Below are 23547 nucleotides of genomic sequence, written 5' to 3'. Positions count from 1 at the left end.
TTTATAATGTTAGGATAAAAAATGAAAATCACCATCTCCGGTACCGGCTATGTCGGTCTATCTAACGGAATACTGCTTTCCCAACACAACAAAGTGGTTGCGTTAGATATCAATAAAAGAAAAAGTTGAATTACTGAATAAAAAAATCTCTCCAATTACAGATAAAGAAATTGAAGAGTTTTTAGCAACCAAAGAGCTCGACTTTACGGCAACATTAGATAAAGAATTCGCTTATAAAGATGCCGAATTTGTTATCATTGCCACACCAACCGATTACGATCCTAAAACAAACTATTTCAACACCTCCTCAGTAGAGTCTGTGATCCGTGATGTTTTAGAATATAATCCAACCACGACAATGATTATTAAATCAACCATCCCTGTTGGTTTTACCAAAGAAATGAGAGAAAAATATAATACGGATAATATTATTTTCTCTCCTGAATTCTTACGTGAAGGTCGTGCACTTTACGATAACTTATACCCTTCTCGCATTGTGATTGGTGAACAATCAGAAAGGGCACAAAAATTTGCTGACCTTTTACAACAAGGTGCATTAAAGAAAGATATTGATGTGCTTTTTACTGATTCCACAGAAGCCGAAGCGATTAAATTATTTGCTAATACTTATTTAGCACTGCGTGTTGCTTACTTTAATGAGCTAGATAGCTATGCCGAATCTTACGGACTGAATTCAAGACAAATTATCGAAGGTGTCTGCTTAGATCCGCGTATTGGTAATCACTATAACAATCCATCATTCGGTTATGGTGGTTACTGCTTACCAAAAGATACTAAGCAGCTCTTAGCCAACTACGACTCTGTTCCTAATAATATTATTAGTGCCATCGTTGAAGCTAACCGCACACGTAAAGACTTTATTGCAGACTCTATTATTGCTAAATCACCCAAAATCGTCGGTGTTTATCGTTTAATTATGAAATCTGGCTCTGATAATTTCCGTTCTTCTTCTATCCAAGGCATTATGAAACGCATTAAAGCCAAAGGAATCGAAGTAGTGATTTATGAGCCAGAAATGAAAGAAGACACCTTCTTTAACTCAAAATTAGTGCGTGATTTAAATGAGTTTAAAGCGATGTCTGATGTCATTATTACTAATAGAATGTCATCAGCACTAAACGATGTTGAAGAAAAAGTTTATACTCGTGACCTCTTTGGTAACGATTAAACCGATTTTATATGCTCAATATCGTCTTATTTGAACCCGAAATTCCACCGAATACGGGTAATATTATCCGCCTGTGTGCTAACACAGGCTTTCATCTCCATTTGATCCAACCATTGGGTTTTACTTGGGATGATAAACGTCTACGTCGCGCAGGGCTTGATTACCGTGAGTTTGCTGATATTAAACAGCATCACGATTACTATGCTTTTTTAGAAAGTGAAGGTTTAAACCCCGATAATGCACAATCGCCGACAGGTGCCCGTGTATTTGCGTTAACGACAAAAGGCACACCTGCACATAGCAATGTCAGCTATCAAGATGGCGATTATCTCCTGTTTGGGCCTGAAACGCGTGGGTTGCCACCCTATGTATTGGATAATATGCCAACACAGCAGAAAATCAGAGTCCCAATGCTGGCTGATAGCCGTAGTATGAATCTGTCAAATACAGTTGCCGTTGTGGTTTTTGAAGCATGGCGTCAATTAGGTTATCCTGGTGCATTACTAAAAGACTGAAATGCAAAAAGCGCTGATCACAAATAATGATCAGCGCTTTTTCAATTTCAAATAGCTAAAAACTTAATTTATTGCTCTGATGGTTGCCTGATTTCAGCAACGACTTTTGTAATATACCGACACCCTTCTCCCACATCCTTTAAGACTAATGCATGAGCACCAATTACCGCATTATCACCAATCTCTATCTCTCCACCGATAATCGATGAGTTACAACCAATATAAACATGATTGCCAACTCGAATATCCGCTTTGCCATCCTTTTCTTTTACTCCGATAGTCACACCTTGCATTAACGTTACATTCTCTCCTAGCTGACAGTAATTAGTCAGTACGATCCCTATGGGATGTGGTAATGAAAGACCTTTTCCTATACGCGTTCTTAGTGAGATATCGTTGCAATATTTACGATTATTTTTAGCACCAATACGAATACCTAATTTTTTAAGAAACCGGTTTTTAGAGAAATAAAAGAATTGAGCGACACGCCACCAAAACAGATAACGTGAGCGTTGGCAGAAAAAAACGCGGTGAAAAAGTCTTATCCAACTAAAAGGCTTGTTATCGCCAATATATTCAGCGTGTAAACAAACCTTAAGTTCAGAAAGTGTCACTTTGGTTAATGCCATTAAATGCCATCACCACACTCAAAACCCGGTACTACACCATTAAAGTGTTGATCCATATCGAGTGAAGGCTTGTCACTGGTCGGCTTACCGACAATGCGAGCCGGTACTCCCGCAACCGTAGTATGTGCCGGTACTTCATGTAATACCACGGATCCCGCGCCAATTTTGGCACCGCGACCAATCTCAATATTACCGAGTATTTTAGCACCTGCACCAATCATTACACCTTCGCGCACTTTAGGATGGCGATCACCGCACGTTTTACCGGTTCCCCCTAAGGTGACAGATTGTAAAATAGAAACATCGTTCTCTACGATAGCCGTTTCACCAATCACAATACCTGTTGCGTGATCGAGCATAATACCGTGACCAATGCGTGCCGCTGGATGAATATCAACCCCAAAAGTCACAGAAATCTGGTTTTGCAGATAAACAGCAAGTGCTTTACGATCTTGCCCCCATAACCAATGCGCTATGCGATAAGCTTGTAAGGCATGGAAACCTTTTAGATAAAGCAGGGGTGTGGAGTATTTATCAACCGCGGGGTCGCGTAAACGGACAGCTGAAATATCATAAGCCGCCGATTCAATCATAGAATGATCACTGCGATAGGCTTCTTCAACAATCTCACGCACAGCAATTGCAGGCATAGTTTGAGTTGCTAGCTTATTCGCCAACATATAACTTAAGGCGCTGCCTAAGTTTTCATGCTTGAGTAATGTCGCATGGAAGAAACTCGCCAAAATTGGCTCGCAATCTGCCAAACATCTTGCTTCATTTTTAATATGATCCCAGACTCTTTTTAGTTCTTCTAGCGACATACTCACTCTCATTCTTTTTACATTGAAGCCTAAGTAAATACTTAGGCTTCTTATGTTTAAAACAGAAATAAATAACTAACTAACTACCTAAAATAGACTTAGAACAGATTGCTGTCTATCTCATCTTTCGTTGCACGACCTAATAAAGATAATGCCGCTTCTTTGGCATCTTTATGCTGATATAAAATCTGGTAGATCTGTTCGGTGATAGGCATTTCAACACCCACCTGTTCAGCTAATGCACGCACTTCTTTAGTGTTACGATAACCTTCAACGACCTGCCCGATTTTCTCTTGCGCCGTATCAACATCCAAACCTTGACCTAGCATCATACCAAATCGACGATTACGAGATTGGTTATCGGTACAGGTTAAAACTAAATCCCCCAAACCCGCCATTCCCATAAAGGTTGCAGCATCTGCACCTAATGCTTTACCTAAACGGCTCATTTCAGCAAGACCACGGGTGATCAGCGCTGTACGCGCATTGGCACCAAAGCCCATACCATCAGACATACCCGCACCAATAGCAATCACGTTTTTTTACCGCGCCACCTAATTGCACACCGATAAAATCAGGATTTTTATAAACTCGGAAACTTTTTCCACAATGGAAAAGCTGTTGAAGCTCTTCAGAGAACGTATTATCCGTTGATGCCACAGAAATCGCAGTAGGTAGACCGGCTGCAAGCTCTTTAGCAAAAGTAGGACCTGATAACACTGCGAGCGGGATTTCATTACCTAATACTTCACGCGCTACATCTTGCAACAAGCGACCAGTATGAGCCTCAAGTCCTTTTGTCGCCCAAACAACACGTGCATCCTGACGTAAAAAGGGTTTGATCTGTTGTAATACATCACCAAAAACATGGCTTGGGATCACAACCAGAATATTACGGCTGGCTTCTATCGCTTTTTGCAAAGAAGCTTCCATGTATAAACTATCAGGAAAGGAAACATCGGGCAGAAATGCCTGATTACAGCGTGCTTGTTCTAATGCTGCAACATGCTGAGGATCATGCCCCCAAAGCACAACATCATGACCATTGCGCGCTAAAGTAATCGCTAAAGCGGTGCCGTATGAACCGGCACCGATAACTGTCATAGAAGCGTTCATTAAGCTTCTTCAGCCCCTTCATTAGCCGCATCAGTTTGTTGCTGTTGTAAATAGTTCATAAACAACGCGTCAAAGTTAACGGGTGCTAGGTTCAGTTGTGGGAAAGTACCACGGCTGACTAAGTTAGTGATACATTCACGAGCATAAGGGAACAGAACGTTAGGGCAATATGCACCTAAGCAATGTGCTAATTGAGTGCCTTCAATACCTTCAACGGTAAAGATACCGGCTTGTTGCACTTCACACAGGAATGCCGTTTCGTTATCCATGGTTGCAGTTACCGTAACGCGCAGAATAACTTCATACACGTTTTCAGCTAAAGTATTAGAAGAAGTATCCAGATCTAATTTAACTTCAGGTTGCCACTCTTTTTGGAAAACTTGTGGGGCATTAGGCGCTTCAAAAGAGATATCTTTTGTATAGATACGTTGAATTTGAAAAGTCATCTCTTGGTTTTGCTGTTCTGACATAATAATCTTACCTTTTTATATCCTTATTAATTGAATAGCAGTAAGTATAGAACTCAATCTGCCCGCTCGTTACTTTTTACCTTTAGCCAGTGGTAAATTCTCACCACTCCAGCCTGAAAGACCATCTTTTAAAATAAAGACTTTTTCAAAACCGAGTTTAATTAGGCTTTCTGCAGGTTTTGCACCTTCAATACCTGATGGTGATACAACAATAACTGGCTGTGATTTATATTTCTCCAGCTCAGCAATATTATTATTTTTGATTTCAGAAGGCGTTAAATTGATAGAATCAATGATGTGTCCTTTACGGAATTCATCACGGCTACGGATATCAACACACACCGCATTCTCTTTATTTATCAAAGAAATCGCTTCTGTACGGGAAATATTTTTCGTCTTAGAAAAAAAGTCCTTTAAAGGTCAATACAATGACCGCCACCAGCAACGCGATCCAGATAAAGCTTAACAGGGTGTGCCGGTTGAAAAATTGCATTACTTCTTGCAGCATAGGATGCAATCACTCTCGTTGGTTAAAAATAGTATCAAAGAGCCAAAGTATACCTTTGTCATGACGCAATTACAGCCTATTCCTGCTTTTCTCTTTCTATTTTTGCGGAAAGTTTCTCAACAATCATTTTTTTTTATTGACGGATTTATGTACCATTAGCGCCGGTTCCGTAAAAAATGATGAATGAAAAGGCGTTACCTTTTTACTCTACAGGATCCCTCTTCAGGAAAGCTATTAATAAATCAGCATCCCTAATAGTGGCTACTTACGTATAAAATCGCCCATCTTACGTAAGATTTATACCTGTCTGAGATACAACAACTATCTGTTATTTATTTAAAAGTATTGAGAACACGAGCATGTCGCAAACAAATCAAGTGCCTAAAATTGGATTCGTTTCATTAGGTTGTCCTAAAAATTTAGTGGACTCTGAACGTATCCTAACCGAACTGCGTACAGAAGGTTATCAAGTTGTTCCTACCTATAATGATGCTGATTTAGTCATCGTTAATACCTGTGGATTTATTGACAGCGCAGTACAAGAATCGCTAGAAGCGATTGGTGAAGCACTCGATGAAAACGGTAAAGTCATTGTCACTGGCTGTTTAGGTGCAAAAGAAAACCAAATTCGTGAAGTGCACCCTAAAGTACTCGAAATCACAGGGCCTCATAGTTATGAGCAAGTGTTATCTCATATTCACCACTATGTGCCAAAACCTGATCACAATCCTTTTCTCAGCCTGGTTCCTGAGCAGGGTGTAAAATTAACGCCTCGCCATTACGCATATTTAAAAATCTCTGAAGGCTGTAATCACCGTTGTACATTCTGCATCATCCCATCAATGCGCGGTGATCTAGATAGTCGTCCAATCGGTGAAGTATTAGGTGAAGCCAAGAGATTAGTTAATGCAGGTGTAAAAGAGTTACTGGTTATCTCTCAAGATACTTCGGCTTACGGTGTTGATACTAAACATCAAACCGGCTTTTGGGATGGAATGCCAGTCAAAACGAGTATGGTCAGTTTATGTGAACAACTGGCAAAATTAGGGATTTGGGTTCGCTTACATTATGTTTACCCTTATCCACATGTTGATGATGTCATTCCTTTAATGGCAGAAGGTAAAATTTTGCCTTATTTGGATATTCCGCTTCAGCATGCTAGCCCTAAAATTTTAAAACTGATGAAACGTCCAGGCTCTGTTGAACGTACTTTAGAGCGCGTAAAACGCTGGCGAGAAATTTGCCCCGAATTAACTTTACGTTCTACCTTTATTGTTGGTTTTCCGGGCGAAACAGAAGAAGACTTCCAAATGTTATTGGATTTCCTCACGGAAGCACGTTTAGATCGCGTAGGCTGCTTTAAATACAGCCCTGTTGACGGGGCGAAAGCAAATGAACTGGCGGATCAAGTACCTGAAGACGTGAAAGAAGAGCGTTATCACCGCTTTATGCAATTACAGCAACAAATTTCGACGGAACGCCTGCAAGAGAAAATCGGCAAAGTGTTGCTTGTTATGATTGATGAAGTGGATGAAGAGGGGGCGATTGGCCGTAGTATGGCTGATGCACCTGAAATTGATGGTGCGGTTTACCTCAATGAGCAATTTGATGTAGAACCGGGACAAATCGTCCGCGTTCTTATTGAACATGCAGACGAATATGACCTTTGGGGTACTATCGTCGAATAATCTCTCTTGTGGACAGCGTGATATTCTATTGCGCTGTCACACAGAAAACCGCTTTTTTCCTCTCTCCTATGATTATTGCTTTATAATCTCTTATTAATTGAATAGATTACCTGTTAGGTATTATCTGAAATTTCGGCTTTATTTCATGTTAGCTGGTCAGTTGTTTTATGGCATGAAATAATCTTACAAACTGTTATGAAAGGTACGTGGGTCAGATGGCAGAGAAAATGGATCTTCAAAAAAAAACACATCCGTCTTATCGTGTATTTTCTTTACCGTTAATCACGTTGCTTATTAGCACCGCTCTCTTTTCTGCGTCCCCTGTTTTTGCTAACACATTAACGGATAACCGCAATCAGCTAAAAGATCTACAAACCACGATCGCAGAAAAAGAGAAACAGGTTCAAGAACAACAAAAACAACGTACAGCCCTTCTTAATCAGTTAAAAACGCAAGAAACTCAAATTTCAAATGCGAGTCGCTCTGTGCATGAAACCCAAAACCGCTTACAAACATTGGGTAAAGAGATAAAAACCATTACCGCAAATATTGCACGCTTACAAAAACAGTATCAGTCTCAACAAGAATTATTAGCTCGCCAAATGGATGCAGCTTATCGCCAAGGTAAACATCAAGGCATAGAGCTTTTATTTCGTGGTGAAGAAGGTCAGCGTGAAGAGCGTATCTTAGCCTATTACAGCTATATTAATGATGCTCGCAAAGAAACAATGACAGAGCTGGCGCAAACCTCAAAAGAACTTGAAGCCGAAAAAGCAGCGCAACAAGCAAAACAGAACGAACAAAAGCAAGTCTTAACCAAACAACAGCAAGAAAAACAAAAGCTGGATAATGCATTAGCCGCTAGACAAAAAACACTGACTCAACTTGAATCAACCTTAAAAGCAGATCAGAAAAACTTAGCGACAATGCGAGCTAACGAAGCGCAATTAAGAAATAAAATTGCTCAAGCAGAGCGTGAAGCCAAAGCTCGTGCAGAACGTGAAGCCCGAGAGGCGGCACGTATTGCAGCTAAACAGCGGGAAGCCCAACAGCGCGGTTCAACCTATAAACCCACCGCCGAAGAGCAGTCATTGATGTCACGTACAGGTGGTTTAGGTAAACCTGCGGGACAAGCGATTTGGCCAATCAGAGGTACTTTATTACACCGTTTTGGTGAATCTATTTCTGGCTCTGGTGAATTACGTTGGAAAGGTATTGTAATACCTGCGGCACAAGGTACGGAAGTAAAAGCTATTGCTGATGGGCGAGTGTTATTAGCCGATTGGCTTCAAGGTTATGGTTTAGTGGTTGTGGTTGAACATGGTAAAGGTGATATGAGCCTTTATGGTTATAACCAAAGTGCTTTAGTGAATGTGGGTCAACAAGTTAAAGCAGGCCAACCTATTGCTTTAGTCGGTAACAGTGGTGGACAAGAGCGTTCAGCACTCTATTTTGAAATCAGACGTCAAGGAAAAGCAGTGAACCCTGTTCCTTGGCTTGGGAGGTAGGTTTGAAATTACTTGGCACATTACAACGCAAGCACTCTTTTTTACTTAGTCTAATGTTGCTAAGTCTGGTTGTGAGTACGCCTGCGTTTGCAGCAAAATTAGCCATTGTAATTGATGATTTTGGTTATCGGAAAAAAGAAGATAACCAAGTTTTACAACTTCCTACAGCAGTATCTATCGCCATTTTGCCTGATTCTCCTCATGGTAAAGAAATGGCGACTAAAGCACATACACAAGGGCGTGAAATTTTGATCCATATGCCAATGGCTCCCATTAGCAAACAACCACTAGAGCGTGATACCCTCAAACCTTCCATGGATCAGGCTGAAATTAATCGAATTATTCAGCATGCTATCAGTAATGTTCCTTACGCTGTCGGTATGAATAACCATATGGGCAGTGCGATGACATCCGATAGGCAAGCAATGGATAGAGTCATTAAAGCGCTGAATCACTCAAATCTCTATTTTTTAGATAGCGTAACCATTGGTAATACACAAGCAGCCATTGCAGCAAAAGCGGCGGGTGTTCCCTCTTTACGTCGCCATGTTTTTCTCGATAACGTACAAACAGAAGCCGAAACCAGACAACAGCTTAATCGCGCGATAGCTTTAGCGCGAAAAAACGGCTCCGCTATTGCTATCGGACATCCTCATCCTTCAACGGTTAGCGCATTACAACAACAGTTACCTTTATTACCCGCTGATATTCAACTGGTTGCACCGAGTACACTATTAAAGCCACAAACAGAAAAACCGATACAACCAGAACCACCTAAAGTTATCCCACCCACAGAACAACCCAAAGCGCCAAAACCTGCGTCTTGGTTAAAACCCGCGCAAGAAGCAATTATCTCGATGAAAAAAAAGTACACTAATTAATACATTATCACGTGGATTTAGCGCATCAGAAAAAAAAGAAAATACCGAATACACCTACTCCGAACGAAGAAATCGGTGAAGTTGAAAAATAACGCAATAAAAAAGAGCCTATTAAGGCTCTTTTTTCGCTTAATTACCGCATATTACTGCCAATCTAAAATGACTTTACCTGATTGACCTGAGCGCATGATATCAAAGCCTTTTTGGAATTCATCAATAGGAAATTGATGCGTAATAATCGGCGAGAGATCAAGGCCCGATTGGATAAGTGCCGCCATTTTGTACCATGTTTCGAACATCTCACGACCGTAGATACCTTTAATAAACAGTCCTTTAAAGATAACTTGTCCCCAATCAATAGCCATATCCGAAGGAGGAATACCCAACAGCGCAATACGACCACCATGGTTCATGGTATTAAGCATGGTACGAAACGCAGGTGGCGCACCTGACATTTCTAGACCAACATCAAAGCCTTCTGTCATACCCAATTCTTTCATCACATCGATTAAGTTTTCTTTGCTGACATTTACGGCTCGGGTAACACCCATTTTTCTTGCAAGATCAAGCCGATATTCATTAACATCGGTGATCACCACATGACGAGCGCCAACATGCTTACAAATTGCAGCCGCCATGATCCCAATAGGACCCGCGCCAGAAACCAGCACATCTTCACCCACTAAATCAAAAGATAATGCGGTATGAACAGCATTACCAAAGGGATCAAAAATAGCGGCTAATTCATCAGAAATATTATCTGGGATTTTAAATGCATTAAAGGCAGGGATAACCAGATATTCAGCAAAACAGCCTGGGCGATTTACACCCACACCAATGGTATTACGACATAAATGTGTACGACCACCACGGCAATTGCGACAATGACCGCAAGTGATATGCCCTTCACCCGAGACACGATCACCAATATTAAAGCCTTTCACTTCCTGCCCTATTGCAACAATTTCACCGATATATTCATGACCGACAACCATAGGAACAGGGATCGTTTTTTGTGACCACTCATCCCAGTTATAAATATGAACATCAGTGCCACAAATTGCTGTTTTGCGAATTTTGATCATCACATCGTTATGACCAAGCTCAGGTACTGGAACATCAGTCATCCAGATACCTTCTTGTGCTTTTAATTTTGACAGTGCTTTCATAGAGTAACCTTATGCAATCACATTAAGTTCTTTGCCAATTTTGATAAATGCCGCCACTGCACGCTCAATTTGCTCAGTCGTGTGTGCTGCCGACATTTGGGTACGAATACGTGCTTGTCCTTGCGGTACAACAGGATAGAAAAATCCTGTCACATAAATCCCTTCATCAAGTAAGCGTGCTGCAAACTCTTGGGCTAATTTAGCCTCTCCTAACATGACTGGAATAATGGCATGATCTGCGCCCGCCAATGTAAAACCCGCCGCACTCATTTTTTCACGGAAAAGTGAAGCATTGCGCCATAAACGAGCACGGATCTCATCACCTGATTTGAGCATATCTAAGACCGCAATAGAGGCCGAGACAATCGCAGGTGCTAACGAGTTAGAGAATAAATAAGGACGAGAACGTTGACGTAACCATTCAACCACTTCTTTACGTGCTGCGGTATAACCACCTGATGCACCACCTAATGCTTTACCTAAAGTGCCCGTGATAATGTCAACTCTACCCATCACATCACAATACTCATGAGTTCCCCGGCCTTGAGCACCAACAAACCCCACAGCATGCGAATCATCGACCATCACTAAAGCACCAAATTCATCCGCTAAATCACAGATAGATTTTAGGTCGGCAATCACACCATCCATTGAAAATACACCGTCAGTGGCGATCATAATGTGGCGAGCATTATCAGCTTTCGCTTTTTCAAGTTGCGTGCGCAGTTCTGCCATATCGTTATTCGCGTAGCGATAACGTTTTGCTTTACATAAACGCACACCATCAATAATAGAAGCATGGTTTAAGGCATCAGAAATAATCGCATCTTCAGGTCCCATTAATGTTTCAAATAATCCACCATTCGCATCAAAGCAAGATGAATACAAAATGGCATCTTCCATACCTAAAAATTCTGCAATTTTATTTTCTAATGTTTTATGTGAATCTTGAGTACCACAAATAAAACGAACCGACGCCATACCAAAACCGTGGCTATCCATTCCTGCTTTTGCCGCTTCAATCAGTTTGGGATGATTGGCTAAACCGAGATAGTTATTAGCACAGAAGTTAATCACATGGCTTCCATCAGCAACCGCGATATCCGCACTTTGTGAAGAAGTGATAATGCGCTCATTTTTAAAGAGGCCATCTTGACGAGTTTGTTCGAGTTGTTGATTAATTTGTTGATAGAAAGAGTGGGTGGACATACTTTCTCCTAAGACCGCAGGGCGAAAAGACGTAACATACATTTTTGATTATAATGTAGTCGTTATTGTTTCTTATTCTATTCCTTTGTCCTATTAAAAACGACAAATGTAAATAAATAATGTTATTTATGTAACTAAGATCACTAATACACACTCTGTTTTTTAGCGTTTTTTCAGCCTGTTATTCTGTGATGAAGACTACCGTTAATGCTGTTCAGTGTTATTATAGACCTAGAGCTAATTTTTAGATTTTTATATGAAGGGGTAGCCACATGATTATCGTCACGGGCGGTGCAGGTTTTATCGGCAGCAATATTGTTAAAGCATTAAATGATGAAGGTTATACCGATATATTGGTTGTTGATAACCTTAAAGATGGCACCAAGTTCGTGAATTTGGTCGATCTGAATATTACCGATTACATGGATAAAGAAGATTTTATTGCTAGCATTGTAGCTGGTGATGATTTTGGCGATATTGATGCGGTTTTCCATGAAGGCGCTTGCTCATCTACCACTGAGTGGGATGGCAAATATATGATGGATAACAACTATCAATATTCTAAAGAGCTACTCCACTACTGTTTAGATCGTCAAATTCCTTTCTTATACGCCTCTTCTGCTGCTACTTATGGTGGTCGTACAGATAACTTTATTGAAGAGAGAAAATACGAAGCACCGTTAAATGTCTATGGTTATTCAAAATTCTTATTCGATGAATATGTACGTCAGATTTTACCTGAAGCTGAATCGATGATTTGTGGCTTCCGTTATTTTAATGTTTATGGCCCTCGTGAAGGACATAAAGGCGGCATGGCAAGTGTTGCATTCCATTTAAATAACCAAGTCAATGCAGGCCAAAATCCAAAATTATTTGAAGGTAGCGAAACCTTCCAACGCGACTTTATTTATGTGGGTGATGTTGCTGCGGTTAATTTATGGTTCTGGCGCAATAATGTATCCGGTATTTTTAACTGTGGTACCGGTCGCGCTGAGTCATTCCAAGCTGTTGCTGATGCCGTTATTGCCCATCATAAAGATAAAGATCTCTCTATCGAACATATTGAGTTTCCAGAGAAATTAAAAGGTCGTTACCAAGCCTTTACTCAAGCTGATCTGACGAATTTACGTAAAGCGGGTTATACCGCACCTTTTAAAACAGTTGCTGAAGGCGTAGAGCTTTATATGCAATGGTTAAATCAAGGTAAGTAATCGCTGTTTATGAAAATCTTTGTGGTAGGGCCTTCATGGGTCGGGGACATGATGATGTCTCAAAGCCTTTATCGTACATTGAAAGCATTACATCCTGCGGCAACTATTGATGTGATGGCACCTGCTTGGTGCCGTCCATTATTAGACAAGATGCCAGAAGTAGATAATGCCATTCCTATGCCGTTAGGTCATGGTGCATTAGCCATTGGTGAACGTCGCCGTTTAGGAAAACAGTTAAGAGATAATGGTTACACGCATGCTTATGTATTACCTAACTCGTTTAAATCTGCATTAGTCCCTTTCTTTGCAGATATTCCTAAACGCACAGGTTGGCGCGGAGAGATGCGTTATGGTCTATTAAATGATTTGCGACCTTTAGATAAAGCTGCATTTCCTTTGATGGTTGAACGCTATGTCGCGCTAGCTTATGACAAGCAAAAAGTACAAAAGGCGACAGATTTACCTCAACCTCTGCTTTGGCCTAAGTTATCCGTTACAGAACGCGATATCTCTACCACATTGAGCCAATTTTCATTATCGACCCAACGCCCTGCAATTGGTTTTTGCCCTGGCGCTGAATTTGGTCCTGCTAAGCGTTGGCCTCATTATCATTATGCTGCTTTAGCGCAGAAATTAATTGCTGAACAAGGCTATCAGATTTTCCTTTTTGGCTCTCAAAAAGACAAAGAGGCTGGCGAAGAGATAAAACAAGCCCTAACATCTGATGCGCGTGAAGCCTGTTTTAATCTTGCTGGCGAAACCAGCCTTGAACAAGCCGTCAACCTCATTGCATCTTGTAAAGCTGTCGTCAGTAATGACTCTGGTCTAATGCATGTAGCTGCTGCGTTGGAACGCCCATTAGTCGCCCTTTACGGCCCAAGTAGCCCTGATTTTACGCCACCGTTATCCCATAAAGCGCGTGTGATCCGTTTAATTACGGGTTATCACAAAGTGCGTAAAGGGGATGCTGAACAAGGCTATCACCAAAGCTTAATTGATATTCAGCCCGAGAAGGTGTTTACCGAGCTTGAACATTTGCTGTCAATGGAGCCATCAGCGTGAAACGGGTATTAATTGTTAAAACCTCTTCCATGGGGGATGTGTTACATACGTTACCTGCATTAACCGATGCTATAAACGCGTACCCTGAGATCCGTTTTGATTGGGCTGTTGAAGAAGGTTTTGCACAAATTCCAAGCTGGCATCAAGCTGTTGATACGGTTATTCCTGTGGCAATACGCCGTTGGCGTAAAAATTGGTTTAGTGCGCCTATTCGTGCTGAACGTACGCAATTTCGTCGCACTATACAAGCGCATCATTACGATGCCGTGATTGATGCACAAGGTTTACTGAAAAGCGCCTTTTTAGTCACTCGATATGCCAAAGGCACTAAACATGGCTATTCTCGTCAAAGTGCTCGTGAGCCTTTAGCCAGTTTCTTTTACGATATTCGCCACGATGTCAGTAAAAAAATGCATGCGGTTGAACGTATTCGCCAACTATTTGCCTTAAGCTTAAATTATCCCATTCCACCATCTCAAGGTGATTATGGGATAGCATCGCATTTTCTCGCTCTTCCCGCCTTTGATGAACGCCCTTATTTAGTATTCTTGCATGCAACAACACGTGATGAGAAACATTGGCCAGAATCCTATTGGCGAGAATTAATCGCCCTACTTGCTGATTCAGGATTACGTATTAAATTGCCTTGGGGTGCAGAGCATGAGTATCAACGGGCTATGCGTTTAGCCGCAGATTTTGACTATGTCGATGTCTTGCCCAAAATGTCACTCGCGGATGTTGCTCAAGTGATTGCGGGGGCAAGAAGTGTCGTCTCTGTCGATACCGGATTAAGCCATCTAACTGCCGCATTAGATAAACCGAATATCACCTTGTTTGGCCCTACCGATCCCGGTTTAATCGGTGGTTACGGTAAAGCCCAAACGGCGATAAAAGCAGAAGGTGGGGATATTAGAGAAATAAGCCCACAACAAATTATCAAGACACTCAATATTTAGTCTAATTAAACCCTAAAAGGTTATTCGTTTTTTAGGGTTTGATTGACGGCATCAAAAACTTCATCAACGGTAATAAGATCCATTGATGCCTGAATGCCCTCATTTGGGCTCGGCTTCTTATTGATAATAGTATGTAAATGAAGATCTTGATAAGGTCCCGTCCATTTAGGATCGGCTGTTGCAAATAAACTCACTGTTGGGCGCTGTAATGTAATCGCTAAATGCAGAGGTCCTGTATCACCTGTGACTAATACATCCATTATTTTTATTTGGCTTAATAGATCAGGTAATGAGGTTTTACCTATTAGGTTTTCAATATTGTTATGATATTTTTCTGGTAACAATGAAAAAAAGGCTTCAGGTAATTCTAGTTCTCTCGGAGAGCCTATTAATTTAATTTGTATTGTGGGTTTACTATCAATAAGCTTCTGCGCTAATTCAACAAAGTATTTAACCGGCCATCTACGCTCTTGCGTTGATGCCCCCATCTGAAAGCCCACAATAGCATTTTCACTTTTAATTAATTGCTTTATATCACAAGGAAGCTCCATCCTTGTATCCGTGCTATCTATCCCTAAATAGCGAATAATATTAAGTTTGCTTTGAATAACATGGCAATTCGAAGGCTGATGATCGGCAACAATCCATTTTTGAAACCATGTAGGAATAACGTGAAACGTATTACGTAAAATATACTGACAGCCCGCCATCACAGCAAATAACACATCATAAGGGAGATGAGAATGGAGAATTATCGCTAATTCAGGCTTGTATTTTTTTGCCTGTAAAGCAATGGGAAGTAAATTTTTTATCTTATTATCCCAATAAACTACGCTATCTATTTGATCATAGTTTTCAACTAATAACCTATTTTTCTCACTGGAAACCAATGTAATATGTGCATTAGGGTAGTGCGCTCGGATCGCTCTTATCGCGGGAGTATTAAACATAAAATCGCCCAGCGCTGTCGTAGAAAAAATAAGAATACTGTTAAATTGAAGGTCCGATGAAAATGTCTCTGTTTTTTTCATCTTACCAAAAAGTGGGTTATACATATTTAGGAAGTTATGCACCCATTTTAATTTCTTTAACTTCATCTTATTTTGCCTGCACCTTACTTTGATAATACTCAGCTAACGTCATGCCTTGTACTTTATCTGACAAGAAACTAAATAATGTTTCTAAATCTTCATAAAGCCCTTCGATTTCCTGTTCAGTTCGGAATGTTGGACTACCACCCGGCATAAATTCAGATGAATGCAACATAAACTCAATATGGTCATGATCCTGTGCTAACGATTTTTCAGCAACTTCAATCATCTGTTGGGCATTACCACCTTTAGGGCGTAACCAATTAACCGATGGTGCTCGTTGCTTGCCTCTTAATTTATCGTAACCCTGCTTCACTTTATTCATTAAAGGCGAGTGCTTATATTGAATACTCATTGGCACTTCTAGCAACGTTGAATTTCCTGTTTTACTGATATCATCGAGATCCATAAAATAAGCGTGGCTTGGAAAATCAGTGTAATTAGTACCACCCACTTGTGCGGGGTCGCCTTTAGTAAAACGCCAATCCACTTTAGGTGTGACAGAGCAATCAACTTGATAACCAAATTCAACCAGAAGTTGTGCATAAATCTCATTAAATGCCCAGCGACCTGCACGATGGCTTAACATTTTAGTTTGCAGTTTCTCTTCTAGCAGGTGGGTCATTAATGCGATTTTCTCTCGCATTTGCGCTTTAGGGTATTCAATTAAATAAGGCTGATAACGTAAATCATCATCGGTTAAAGGCGTGAGTGGCGGGCTATTCCATGCATGTAAGTGCATACCAATTTCACCCGTATTACGGGCAATCACATCGCGAGCAAACTCGATATACGCTTCATCCATCACCATTTCGTAATTTGTTAGCCAAACAGGTTTAAAATGAAAACGTTCGCAAAGTTGCTGAAAACGGGGAAGAAAATGCGTATTTTGAGTGGTAATTTGGTTACACTCATTTTCCCAAAGATTATCGCCTTCGGTATCTAATGTGATAATAAATGCTGGTTTTTTCATGCATACCCTGCCAATTAATGGATAATAGGCTAACTGATTTATATTTAATACTATGGTATGCAGTAGAAAACATCAATTCAATCAATATAGATTAGGTTTTGTGGATGCATTTAGTTGTTTTGTTTACAATCAAGATATCTCACTCAAGCTAAAGTAATTATGACTAATATAAATCAATCATTTAATAGAATACTGGTTATAAAGCTCCAACATCATGGAGATATGTTATTAACGACACCCGTTATACACTCATTAAAATCAGCTTATCCTAATGCAACGATTGATGTTTTATTATACAAAGAAACACTGCCTATGCTTGAGCATAATCCATTAATAAATAATATTTATTATCTGGATCGCAATTGGAAATACCAAGGTAAATTCACTCGTATCAAGAAAGAGTGGCAACTGGGTCGAACATTACAAAAGCAACACTATGATCTCGTGGTAAATTTAGCCGACCAATGGAAAGCGGCCATTTTTGCTTTAATCACTAAAGCACAGGTTCGTTTAGGTTTTGAGTTTGAAAAGCGTAAAAACAGTCAGTTTTGGCAAAAATGTCATAACATGATTGTCTCTACCGCTGATCATGGGCAACTCCATACGGTTGAACAAAATCTGAGTATCCTTGCTCCACTTAATATTCCTCTTCTTTCGGATGTTATGATGGCTTATAGCGAAGCCGATAAACAGTGGTTAACTGAAACGATTGAAAAACATCATCTCCCTAAAAACTATATCGTGATACAACCAACATCTCGCTGGTTTTTCAAATGCTGGGATGAAGATAAAATGGCAAATTTAATTACATCGCTTCAGCAAAGCCATTATTCCGTGGTTTTAACTTCAGGCCCAGAAGCGAAAGAATTAGAGATGATAGAAACAATTTTGGCACAATGCCCAAACAAAGAAGCGATAACGGTTTTAGCAGGGCAAACCTCTTTATCTCAACTTGCGGTATTAATTGATAATGCAGGACTTTTTATCGGTGTTGATTCTGTCGCAATGCATATGGCTGCGGCATTCAAAACGCCTTTAGTAGCTCTTTTTGGCTCATCTAAACTTGAACATTGGCACCCTTGGCAAGCGGTAGGTGAAACAATATGGGCGGGTAATTATGGCGATATTCCACACCCAGATCATATAAAAACAGATACCCAACAACGTTATCTTTCTGCTATTCCTGTTGAGGTAGTTTACAACACAGCTATAAGGCATTTATCTTAATGAATCACCCATTACGACTCGCCATTGTTCGACAAAAATATCGCCCTGATGGTGGAGCAGAACGCTTTATTGCCCGCGCATTAGATGCGTTATCACACGATGATCTTGAACTCAATGTGATCACGCGAGAATGGCAAGGTGAAACTCACCCTGATTGGCATATTCATTTATGTAACCCTCGAAAATTAGGCCGAATTAGCCGAGAATCTGGTTTCGCTAGAGCCGCTAGAGCATATTGGCAAGAACATCATTTTGATATTGTCCAGAGTCATGAACGTATCGCTGGTTGTGATATTTTTCGTGCGGGTGATGGTGTACATCGCCGATGGTTATTACAACGCCAACGAATTTTACCGAAGTGGAAAGGTCGTTGGTTATTTTATGATAGATACCATCGCTATGTTATGAATGCAGAAAAAGAGATGTATGCTGATCCGGCATTAAAACAGGTTATCTGTAATTCACAGATGGTAAAAAACGAGATTATTGAGGATTTTGGTGTCCCTGCCGATAAAATAACTGTCATTTACAATGCAATTGACCATAATGTTTTCGTACCTGCGACAAATTCTCAAAAACAAAGATTAAAGACGCAATATAATATTCCACAAGATGTGCCTTGCTTTATTTATGTAGGATCAGGTTTTGAACGTAAAGGGTTAGCGGCTGCTATTTCAGCAATCGCAAAGACACCAGCGATATTGTTAGTTGTTGGAAATGATAAAAATCAGCAAAAATACGAACAACTCGCGACACAATTAAGTTGTAAACAGCGTATTTTCTTTTTAGGTATGCAGAAAAAAACGCTCGATTTTTATCAAATGGCGGATGCATTGCTTCTTCCTACTCTTTACGATCCTTTCCCTAATGTTATTCTTGAGGCATTATCGTGCGGTTTACCTGTGATCACCTCAACAACCTGTGGTGGTGCAGAATTTATTCAAAATGGTAAAAATGGATTTGTTTGTGATGCATTAGATATTTCAGCGTTAACTAATGCAATTGTACAGATCCCAAAAAATACAGCGTGGACAGAAATGTCACAAGTGGCAAGAGAGACTATCCTCCCTTATACACCACAACGATTGTCAGGCGAGCTTATTTCACTTTATAAACGGATATTAGCCTTGTGAGTCAACAACATATACTTTTTATTATTGATGGATTACCCGGTGGTGGTGCTGAAAATGTCACGCTCAGGTTAGCTAATGGCTTTCATCAAGCGGGATATCAAGTCACATTACTATCCTTACATAATAAATTAGCGTATGAACTACCTGATTTTATTGATTATATTGTTGATCATGATAACTATCGTGGTATTTTCAGGAAATTGACAGAAATCTCGCGCAGAGCAAAATCACTTGATAATGTACTGACACAACTTTTTGCTAAAAAAGGGCGTCCAGCACTTGTTCTTTCAAACTTACATAAAACAGACCGTATTGTTTGTCGCGCCAAACAACTAAAAAAATGTAATGTTTGGTACTGTATTCATGGCATTTACTCTCAATCTTATCTTGGCAATAAATCAGGATTTTCATATTGGTTGAAAAAAACCAAAATTCAACGGGTTTACAAAGATAAAAATCTCGTTTGTGTCTCTAATGCAGTTAAAGATGATTTAATCAATGCAATTGGTATTCATGCTCGTCAATTAAAAACTATCTATAACCCTTTTAATATTGAAGAAATACAACAAAAAGCCACCCTTCCGAATCCATTTACTCAACAAGAGTATATTTTACATGTAGGTCGACTACATGAAGTAAAAAGACAAGACCGATTAATTGAAGCCTTTGCTAAAGCAGATTTACCTTGCCAATTAATCCTTTTAGGTGAAGGAATGCCTGCAATTAAACAAAAATTAGAAGCACAAATAGCACAACTCAACCTAACACAAAAGGTTGTACTCGCTGGCTTTATCTCTAATCCGCTCCCTGCGATTAAAGATGCGAAAGTCGTCGCATTAAGTTCTGATAGTGAAGGACTTCCTACGGTGTTAATTGAAGCTTTAATTTGCGGAACACCTATTGTCAGTACTCGATGCCCGGGTGGAGTCAGCGAAATTATGACAGACGAACTTTCTGATTACCTCTCTACCATGGATAGCAACGCTCTCGCAGAAAAACTTCGTCTTGCATATTATTCACCACCTCAAATATTGCCGTCATCCTATGCAAAATTTGAACTAAACCATATTTTAAAGCAGTATATCGCTTTAATTCCTTAATCCGTGCTTACTTGTTTTACACACTTTATCCCACACAGTGTGATACTATAAGCGTTCGTTTAGATAAGTGAATTTGATAGCATGTTGTTGCGTTTATATCAGGTACTTCTTTACCTTATTCAACCTCTAATTTGGTTACGTCTTTTATTACGTAGCCGTAAAGCACCCGCCTACCGTAAACGGTGGGGAGAACGCTATGGCTTTTGCAAAGGCAAAGTCGTGCCTCAAGGGATATTGTTACATTCCGTTTCTGTCGGTGAAACACTCGCCGCAGTACCACTTGTTCGCGCTCTACGTCATCACTATCCTGATTTACCTATTACGGTCACTACCATGACACCAACTGGCTCAGAGCGAGTTCGTTCTGCATTTGGTGATGATGTGTATCATGTCTATCTTCCTTATGATTTACCGGGGTCAGTTAATCGTTTTCTTAATACAGTTGACCCGAAACTGGTGATCATTATGGAAACGGAGTTATGGCCTAATCTAATTTCAAAACTGCATCAACGAAAAATCCCGTTGATTATCGCTAATGCCCGTTTATCTGAACGCTCTGCGGCGGGTTATCAGAAATTAGGCAGTTTTGTCAAAACGATGCTCCAAAAAATCACCTTAATTGCCGCTCAAAATCAGGAAGATGGTGAACGTTTTATCGAGTTAGGGCTCAAACGTTCGCATTTACATGTCACGGGTAGCTTAAAATTTGATATCTCTGTCACTCCAGAATTAGCCGCTAGAGCCGTTGCGTTACGTCGCCAATGGGCTGCTCATCGCCCAGTTTGGATAGCAACGAGCACCCATGAAGGTGAAGAAACCATTATTTTAGAGACACATAAAAAGCTACTGACCCAGTTTCCGCAGCTTTTGCTCATTTTAGTGCCTCGCCACCCAGAGCGTTTTCCTAAAGCGGAACAGTTAACACGCGAAGCAGGATTAAAATATACCTTACGAAGCACGGATGCTGTACCTGATACACAAACCCAAGTGGTTATTGGCGATACGATGGGGGAGCTGATGTTGCTCTATGGTATTGCAGATTTAGCCTTTGTTGGGGGGAGTTTGGTTGAGCGTGGAGGTCATAATCCGTTAGAAGCCGCCGCTCACGCTATCCCTGTGATTATGGGGCCCCATACTTTTAATTTTAAAAATATCTGTGCCAAACTTGATCAAGCAGAAGGGTTAATTACTGTAACAGACAGTGGATCCATGGCAACAGCTATTGCCTCACTACTTAATGATGAAGATTATCGTCGTTACTATGGTCGCCACGCTGTTGAAGTGCTTCATGAGAATCAAGGGGCATTACTGCGTTTACTTACCTTACTTTCACCTTATCTTCCCCCTCGGAGTCACTAATGAGCCAAAGTCAGCGCCTTTCTGTGGTGATGATCAGTAAAAATGTCGCTGATGTCATTGGCGAGTGCTTAGACTCTGTACAATGGGCTGATGAAATCATTGTGTTAGATTCAGGTAGCCAAGATGATACGTGTCGTATTGCGACAGAGAGAGGGGCGAAAGTCTTTGTCAACAGTGAGTGGCCAGGTTTTGGTAAACAACGTCAACTGGCGCAACAATATGCCACTGGCGATTATATTTTTATGATTGATAGTGATGAGCGTGTCACACCTGAACTAAAAACGAGCATTCAAACTGTATTACAACAGCCTGAAGAGCAACATGTTGTTTATAACTGCGCTCGCCGTAATTTATTTATGGGGCGGTTTATGAAACACAGCGGTTGGTATCCCGATAAAGTGACCCGTTTATATGCTCGTGAACATTACCAATATAACGACAATTTAGTTCATGAATCATTAGAAACCCAAGGCGCGACCGTTAAAACCTTACAAGGTGATCTTCTGCATCTTACTTGCCGCGATCTTATGGCGTTTCAGCAAAAACAGCTAAAATATGCTACCGAATGGGCAAAAGAACGCCATCAACAAGGTAAAAAAGTCAGTTTCGGCTCAATTTTAAGCCATACCGTAGGCGCTTTTTTTAAGACATGGTTGTTAAGAATGGGGTTTTTAGATGGAAAACAGGGATTAATACTGGCATTTGTTAACGCACAGTATACCTTTAATAAATATGCTTCTTTATGGGAACTCAGCCAAAAGACGATCAATCATGAAAAATAAAGCTATCTACCCCGGAACCTTTGATCCTATCACTTATGGTCATATTGATATTTTAACGCGTGCGGCTGGTATGTTTGATACCGTTTTATTAGCAATTGCCGATAGTGCTCGTAAAAACCCGATGTTTACTTTAGAAGAGCGCGTTAATTTAGCAAAAGAAGTCACAAGCCATTTATCCAATGTTGAAGTGGTGGGGTTTAGTGAACTAATGGCGAATTTTGCTAAGCAACAACAAGCAACCATTTTAATTCGTGGTGTCCGCAGCGTTTCTGACTTTGAATATGAATGGCAACTCGCCAATATGAATCGACATTTTGCACCCGATCTTGATAGTGTATTTTTATTGCCATCTCAAAATCTTTCATTTGTCTCTTCATCTTTAATTAAAGATGTAGCACGCCATGATGGTGATGTCTCAACCTTTTTACCTGAAGTCGTCACCACCGCCATGCTAAAAAAACTGGGTAAAATTTAGCGCTCAGTTTCACCATGTTGGCAATGTCGGCAGAAAAATGTGCTACGTTGCCCTTGTTTGATACTTTCAATAGCATGTCCACAAATCAAACAAGGTTTATCTTTACGACCATAAACAAATAGCTCTTGCGCAAAATAACCCGGTTTACCATCAGACTGCAGAAAATCTTTAAGTGTTGTTCCCCCTTGCTCAATGGAGCGGGTTAAGACTCGCTTAATCGCCGTTACCAGAACCTCACACTCTTCTTGCGTTAAACTGCTGGCTTTTCTATCTGGCATAATCCCCGATGAAAATAGCGCTTCGTTAGCATAAATATTACCGACACCCACCACTAATTTATTATCCATTAGCCATGGTTTTATGGCTGTTTTTTTTATTTTTCGATTGTTGATAGAGATATTCAGCATTAAATTCATCCGAAAGCGGCTCTGGCCCTAAATGGGCTAATACCGAGCTTGTGGCTAAATCTTCGCAC

20 protein-coding genes and 4 pseudogenes are annotated in these 23547 nt (G+C 40.4%); 14 read left to right on the top strand and 10 right to left on the bottom strand.

Going from position 1 to position 23547, the window contains the following annotated elements; genetic code table 11:
• Positions 1–21: 21 nt before the first annotated feature.
• Together BHE89_RS05710 and trmL are read left to right on the top strand one after the other, a co-directional pair.
• Positions 22–1189 (top strand): annotated as a pseudogene (locus tag BHE89_RS05710) (nucleotide sugar dehydrogenase).
• An 11-nt stretch (positions 1190–1200) separates the two neighbouring features.
• Positions 1201–1704, top strand: a complete 504-nt coding sequence (gene trmL, locus BHE89_RS05705; RefSeq protein ID WP_069366867.1) for a tRNA (uridine(34)/cytosine(34)/5-carboxymethylaminomethyluridine(34)-2'-O)-methyltransferase TrmL — start codon at positions 1201–1203, stop codon at positions 1702–1704.
• Between the two features lie 68 nt (positions 1705–1772).
• On the opposite strand, the gene BHE89_RS05700 is transcribed toward trmL, so the two are convergent.
• From BHE89_RS05700 to BHE89_RS05680, 5 genes and pseudogenes are all read right to left on the bottom strand, one after another.
• On the bottom strand, positions 1773–2333 hold the full coding sequence (locus BHE89_RS05700) for a serine acetyltransferase (RefSeq protein ID WP_069366868.1): 561 nt from the start codon (positions 2331–2333) through the stop codon (positions 1773–1775).
• Positions 2333–3154, bottom strand: coding sequence for a serine O-acetyltransferase (cysE, locus tag BHE89_RS05695; protein ID WP_069366869.1), 822 nt, complete (start codon positions 3152–3154; stop codon positions 2333–2335). The genes BHE89_RS05700 and cysE overlap by 1 nt, the downstream gene beginning before the upstream one ends.
• Before the next feature lie 98 nt (positions 3155–3252).
• Positions 3253–4270: pseudogene (gene gpsA / locus BHE89_RS05690) on the bottom strand (NAD(P)H-dependent glycerol-3-phosphate dehydrogenase).
• A complete protein-coding gene (gene secB / locus BHE89_RS05685) occupies positions 4270–4740 on the bottom strand; it encodes a protein-export chaperone SecB (protein ID WP_006534205.1) in 471 nt (156 codons plus the stop codon). The pseudogene gpsA and the gene secB overlap by 1 nt, the downstream one beginning before the upstream one ends.
• Before the next feature lie 69 nt (positions 4741–4809).
• A pseudogene (locus tag BHE89_RS05680) lies at positions 4810–5248 on the bottom strand (rhodanese-like domain-containing protein).
• 359 nt (positions 5249–5607) lie between these two features.
• On the opposite strand from BHE89_RS05680, the gene rimO reads away from it, so the two are divergent.
• The 3 genes from rimO to BHE89_RS05660 all read left to right on the top strand — a co-directional run bounded on the left by rimO (position 5608) and on the right by BHE89_RS05660 (position 9325).
• Positions 5608–6936: a 30S ribosomal protein S12 methylthiotransferase RimO gene (rimO, locus tag BHE89_RS05670; RefSeq protein WP_069366872.1), complete on the top strand. Its 1329-nt coding sequence runs from the start codon at positions 5608–5610 to the stop codon at positions 6934–6936.
• Positions 6937–7151: 215 nt separating this feature from the next.
• Entirely contained in the window at positions 7152–8444 is a 1293-nt protein-coding gene (gene envC / locus BHE89_RS05665; RefSeq protein WP_069366917.1) for a murein hydrolase activator EnvC, read from the top strand.
• A gap of 2 nt (positions 8445–8446) precedes the next feature.
• A complete protein-coding gene (locus BHE89_RS05660; RefSeq protein ID WP_128860342.1) occupies positions 8447–9325 on the top strand; it encodes a divergent polysaccharide deacetylase family protein in 879 nt (292 codons plus the stop codon).
• A 143-nt stretch (positions 9326–9468) separates the two neighbouring features.
• Here BHE89_RS05660 and tdh read toward each other — a convergent pair whose 3' ends face one another.
• Both tdh and BHE89_RS05650 read right to left on the bottom strand, forming a co-directional pair.
• Positions 9469–10494: an L-threonine 3-dehydrogenase gene (gene tdh, locus BHE89_RS05655; RefSeq protein WP_069366874.1), complete on the bottom strand. Its 1026-nt coding sequence runs from the start codon at positions 10492–10494 to the stop codon at positions 9469–9471.
• A 9-nt stretch (positions 10495–10503) separates the two neighbouring features.
• Positions 10504–11703 (bottom strand): glycine C-acetyltransferase, encoded by a 1200-nt coding sequence (locus BHE89_RS05650; protein ID WP_069366875.1) that lies wholly within the window; start codon positions 11701–11703, stop codon positions 10504–10506.
• 272 nt (positions 11704–11975) lie between these two features.
• On the opposite strand from BHE89_RS05650, the gene rfaD reads away from it, so the two are divergent.
• The 3 genes from rfaD to rfaC are packed head-to-tail and all read left to right on the top strand — an operon-like array spanning position 11976 to position 14932.
• Positions 11976–12914: an ADP-glyceromanno-heptose 6-epimerase gene (rfaD, locus tag BHE89_RS05645; protein ID WP_069366876.1), complete on the top strand. Its 939-nt coding sequence runs from the start codon at positions 11976–11978 to the stop codon at positions 12912–12914.
• A gap of 9 nt (positions 12915–12923) precedes the next feature.
• On the top strand, positions 12924–13976 hold the full coding sequence (gene rfaF, locus BHE89_RS05640) for an ADP-heptose--LPS heptosyltransferase RfaF (protein ID WP_069366877.1): 1053 nt from the start codon (positions 12924–12926) through the stop codon (positions 13974–13976).
• The gene (gene rfaC / locus BHE89_RS05635) at positions 13973–14932 is read left to right on the top strand and encodes a lipopolysaccharide heptosyltransferase RfaC (RefSeq protein ID WP_069366878.1); all 960 of its coding nucleotides are present in this window, start codon (positions 13973–13975) and stop codon (positions 14930–14932) included. Before rfaF ends, rfaC begins: the two co-directional genes overlap by 4 nt.
• Before the next feature lie 20 nt (positions 14933–14952).
• Here rfaC and BHE89_RS05630 read toward each other — a convergent pair whose 3' ends face one another.
• Complete coding sequence (locus BHE89_RS05630) at positions 14953–16029, bottom strand: glycosyltransferase family 9 protein (RefSeq protein ID WP_069366879.1); 1077 nt, start codon at positions 16027–16029, stop codon at positions 14953–14955.
• Between the two features lies 1 nt (position 16030).
• Complete coding sequence (locus BHE89_RS05625) at positions 16031–16996, bottom strand: polysaccharide deacetylase family protein (protein WP_069366880.1); 966 nt, start codon at positions 16994–16996, stop codon at positions 16031–16033.
• A 159-nt stretch (positions 16997–17155) separates the two neighbouring features.
• Here BHE89_RS05625 and rfaQ point away from each other — a divergent pair, with 159 nt between their 5' ends.
• The 6 genes from rfaQ (at position 17156) to coaD (ending at position 23072) form a co-directional block, all read left to right on the top strand.
• Positions 17156–18223 carry a putative lipopolysaccharide heptosyltransferase III gene (gene rfaQ, locus BHE89_RS05620; protein WP_069366881.1) on the top strand — a complete coding sequence of 356 codons (1068 nt, stop codon included), beginning with the start codon at positions 17156–17158 and terminating at the stop codon, positions 18221–18223.
• Positions 18223–19356 carry a glycosyltransferase family 4 protein gene (locus BHE89_RS05615; RefSeq protein WP_069366882.1) on the top strand — a complete coding sequence of 378 codons (1134 nt, stop codon included), beginning with the start codon at positions 18223–18225 and terminating at the stop codon, positions 19354–19356. Before rfaQ ends, BHE89_RS05615 begins: the two co-directional genes overlap by 1 nt.
• Entirely contained in the window at positions 19353–20456 is a 1104-nt protein-coding gene (locus tag BHE89_RS05610; RefSeq protein ID WP_069366883.1) for a glycosyltransferase, read from the top strand. Before BHE89_RS05615 ends, BHE89_RS05610 begins: the two co-directional genes overlap by 4 nt.
• An 81-nt stretch (positions 20457–20537) precedes the next feature.
• Positions 20538–21815, top strand: coding sequence for a lipid IV(A) 3-deoxy-D-manno-octulosonic acid transferase (waaA, locus tag BHE89_RS05605; protein WP_069366884.1), 1278 nt, complete (start codon positions 20538–20540; stop codon positions 21813–21815).
• A complete protein-coding gene (locus tag BHE89_RS05600) occupies positions 21815–22597 on the top strand; it encodes a glycosyltransferase family 2 protein (RefSeq protein ID WP_069366885.1) in 783 nt (260 codons plus the stop codon). Before waaA ends, BHE89_RS05600 begins: the two co-directional genes overlap by 1 nt.
• The gene (gene coaD / locus BHE89_RS05595; protein ID WP_069366886.1) at positions 22587–23072 is read left to right on the top strand and encodes a pantetheine-phosphate adenylyltransferase; all 486 of its coding nucleotides are present in this window, start codon (positions 22587–22589) and stop codon (positions 23070–23072) included. The genes BHE89_RS05600 and coaD overlap by 11 nt, the downstream gene beginning before the upstream one ends.
• On the opposite strand, the pseudogene mutM reads toward coaD, so the two are convergent.
• Positions 23069–23547: pseudogene (gene mutM / locus BHE89_RS05590) on the bottom strand (DNA-formamidopyrimidine glycosylase); the annotation flags it as partial. The gene coaD and the pseudogene mutM sit on opposite strands and share 4 nt — an antisense overlap.

The organism is Shigella sp. FC1967 (assembly GCF_001743005.1).
Taxonomy (GTDB): domain Bacteria; phylum Pseudomonadota; class Gammaproteobacteria; order Enterobacterales; family Enterobacteriaceae; genus Proteus.
This window is presented reverse-complemented; position numbering and strand designations above follow the sequence as displayed.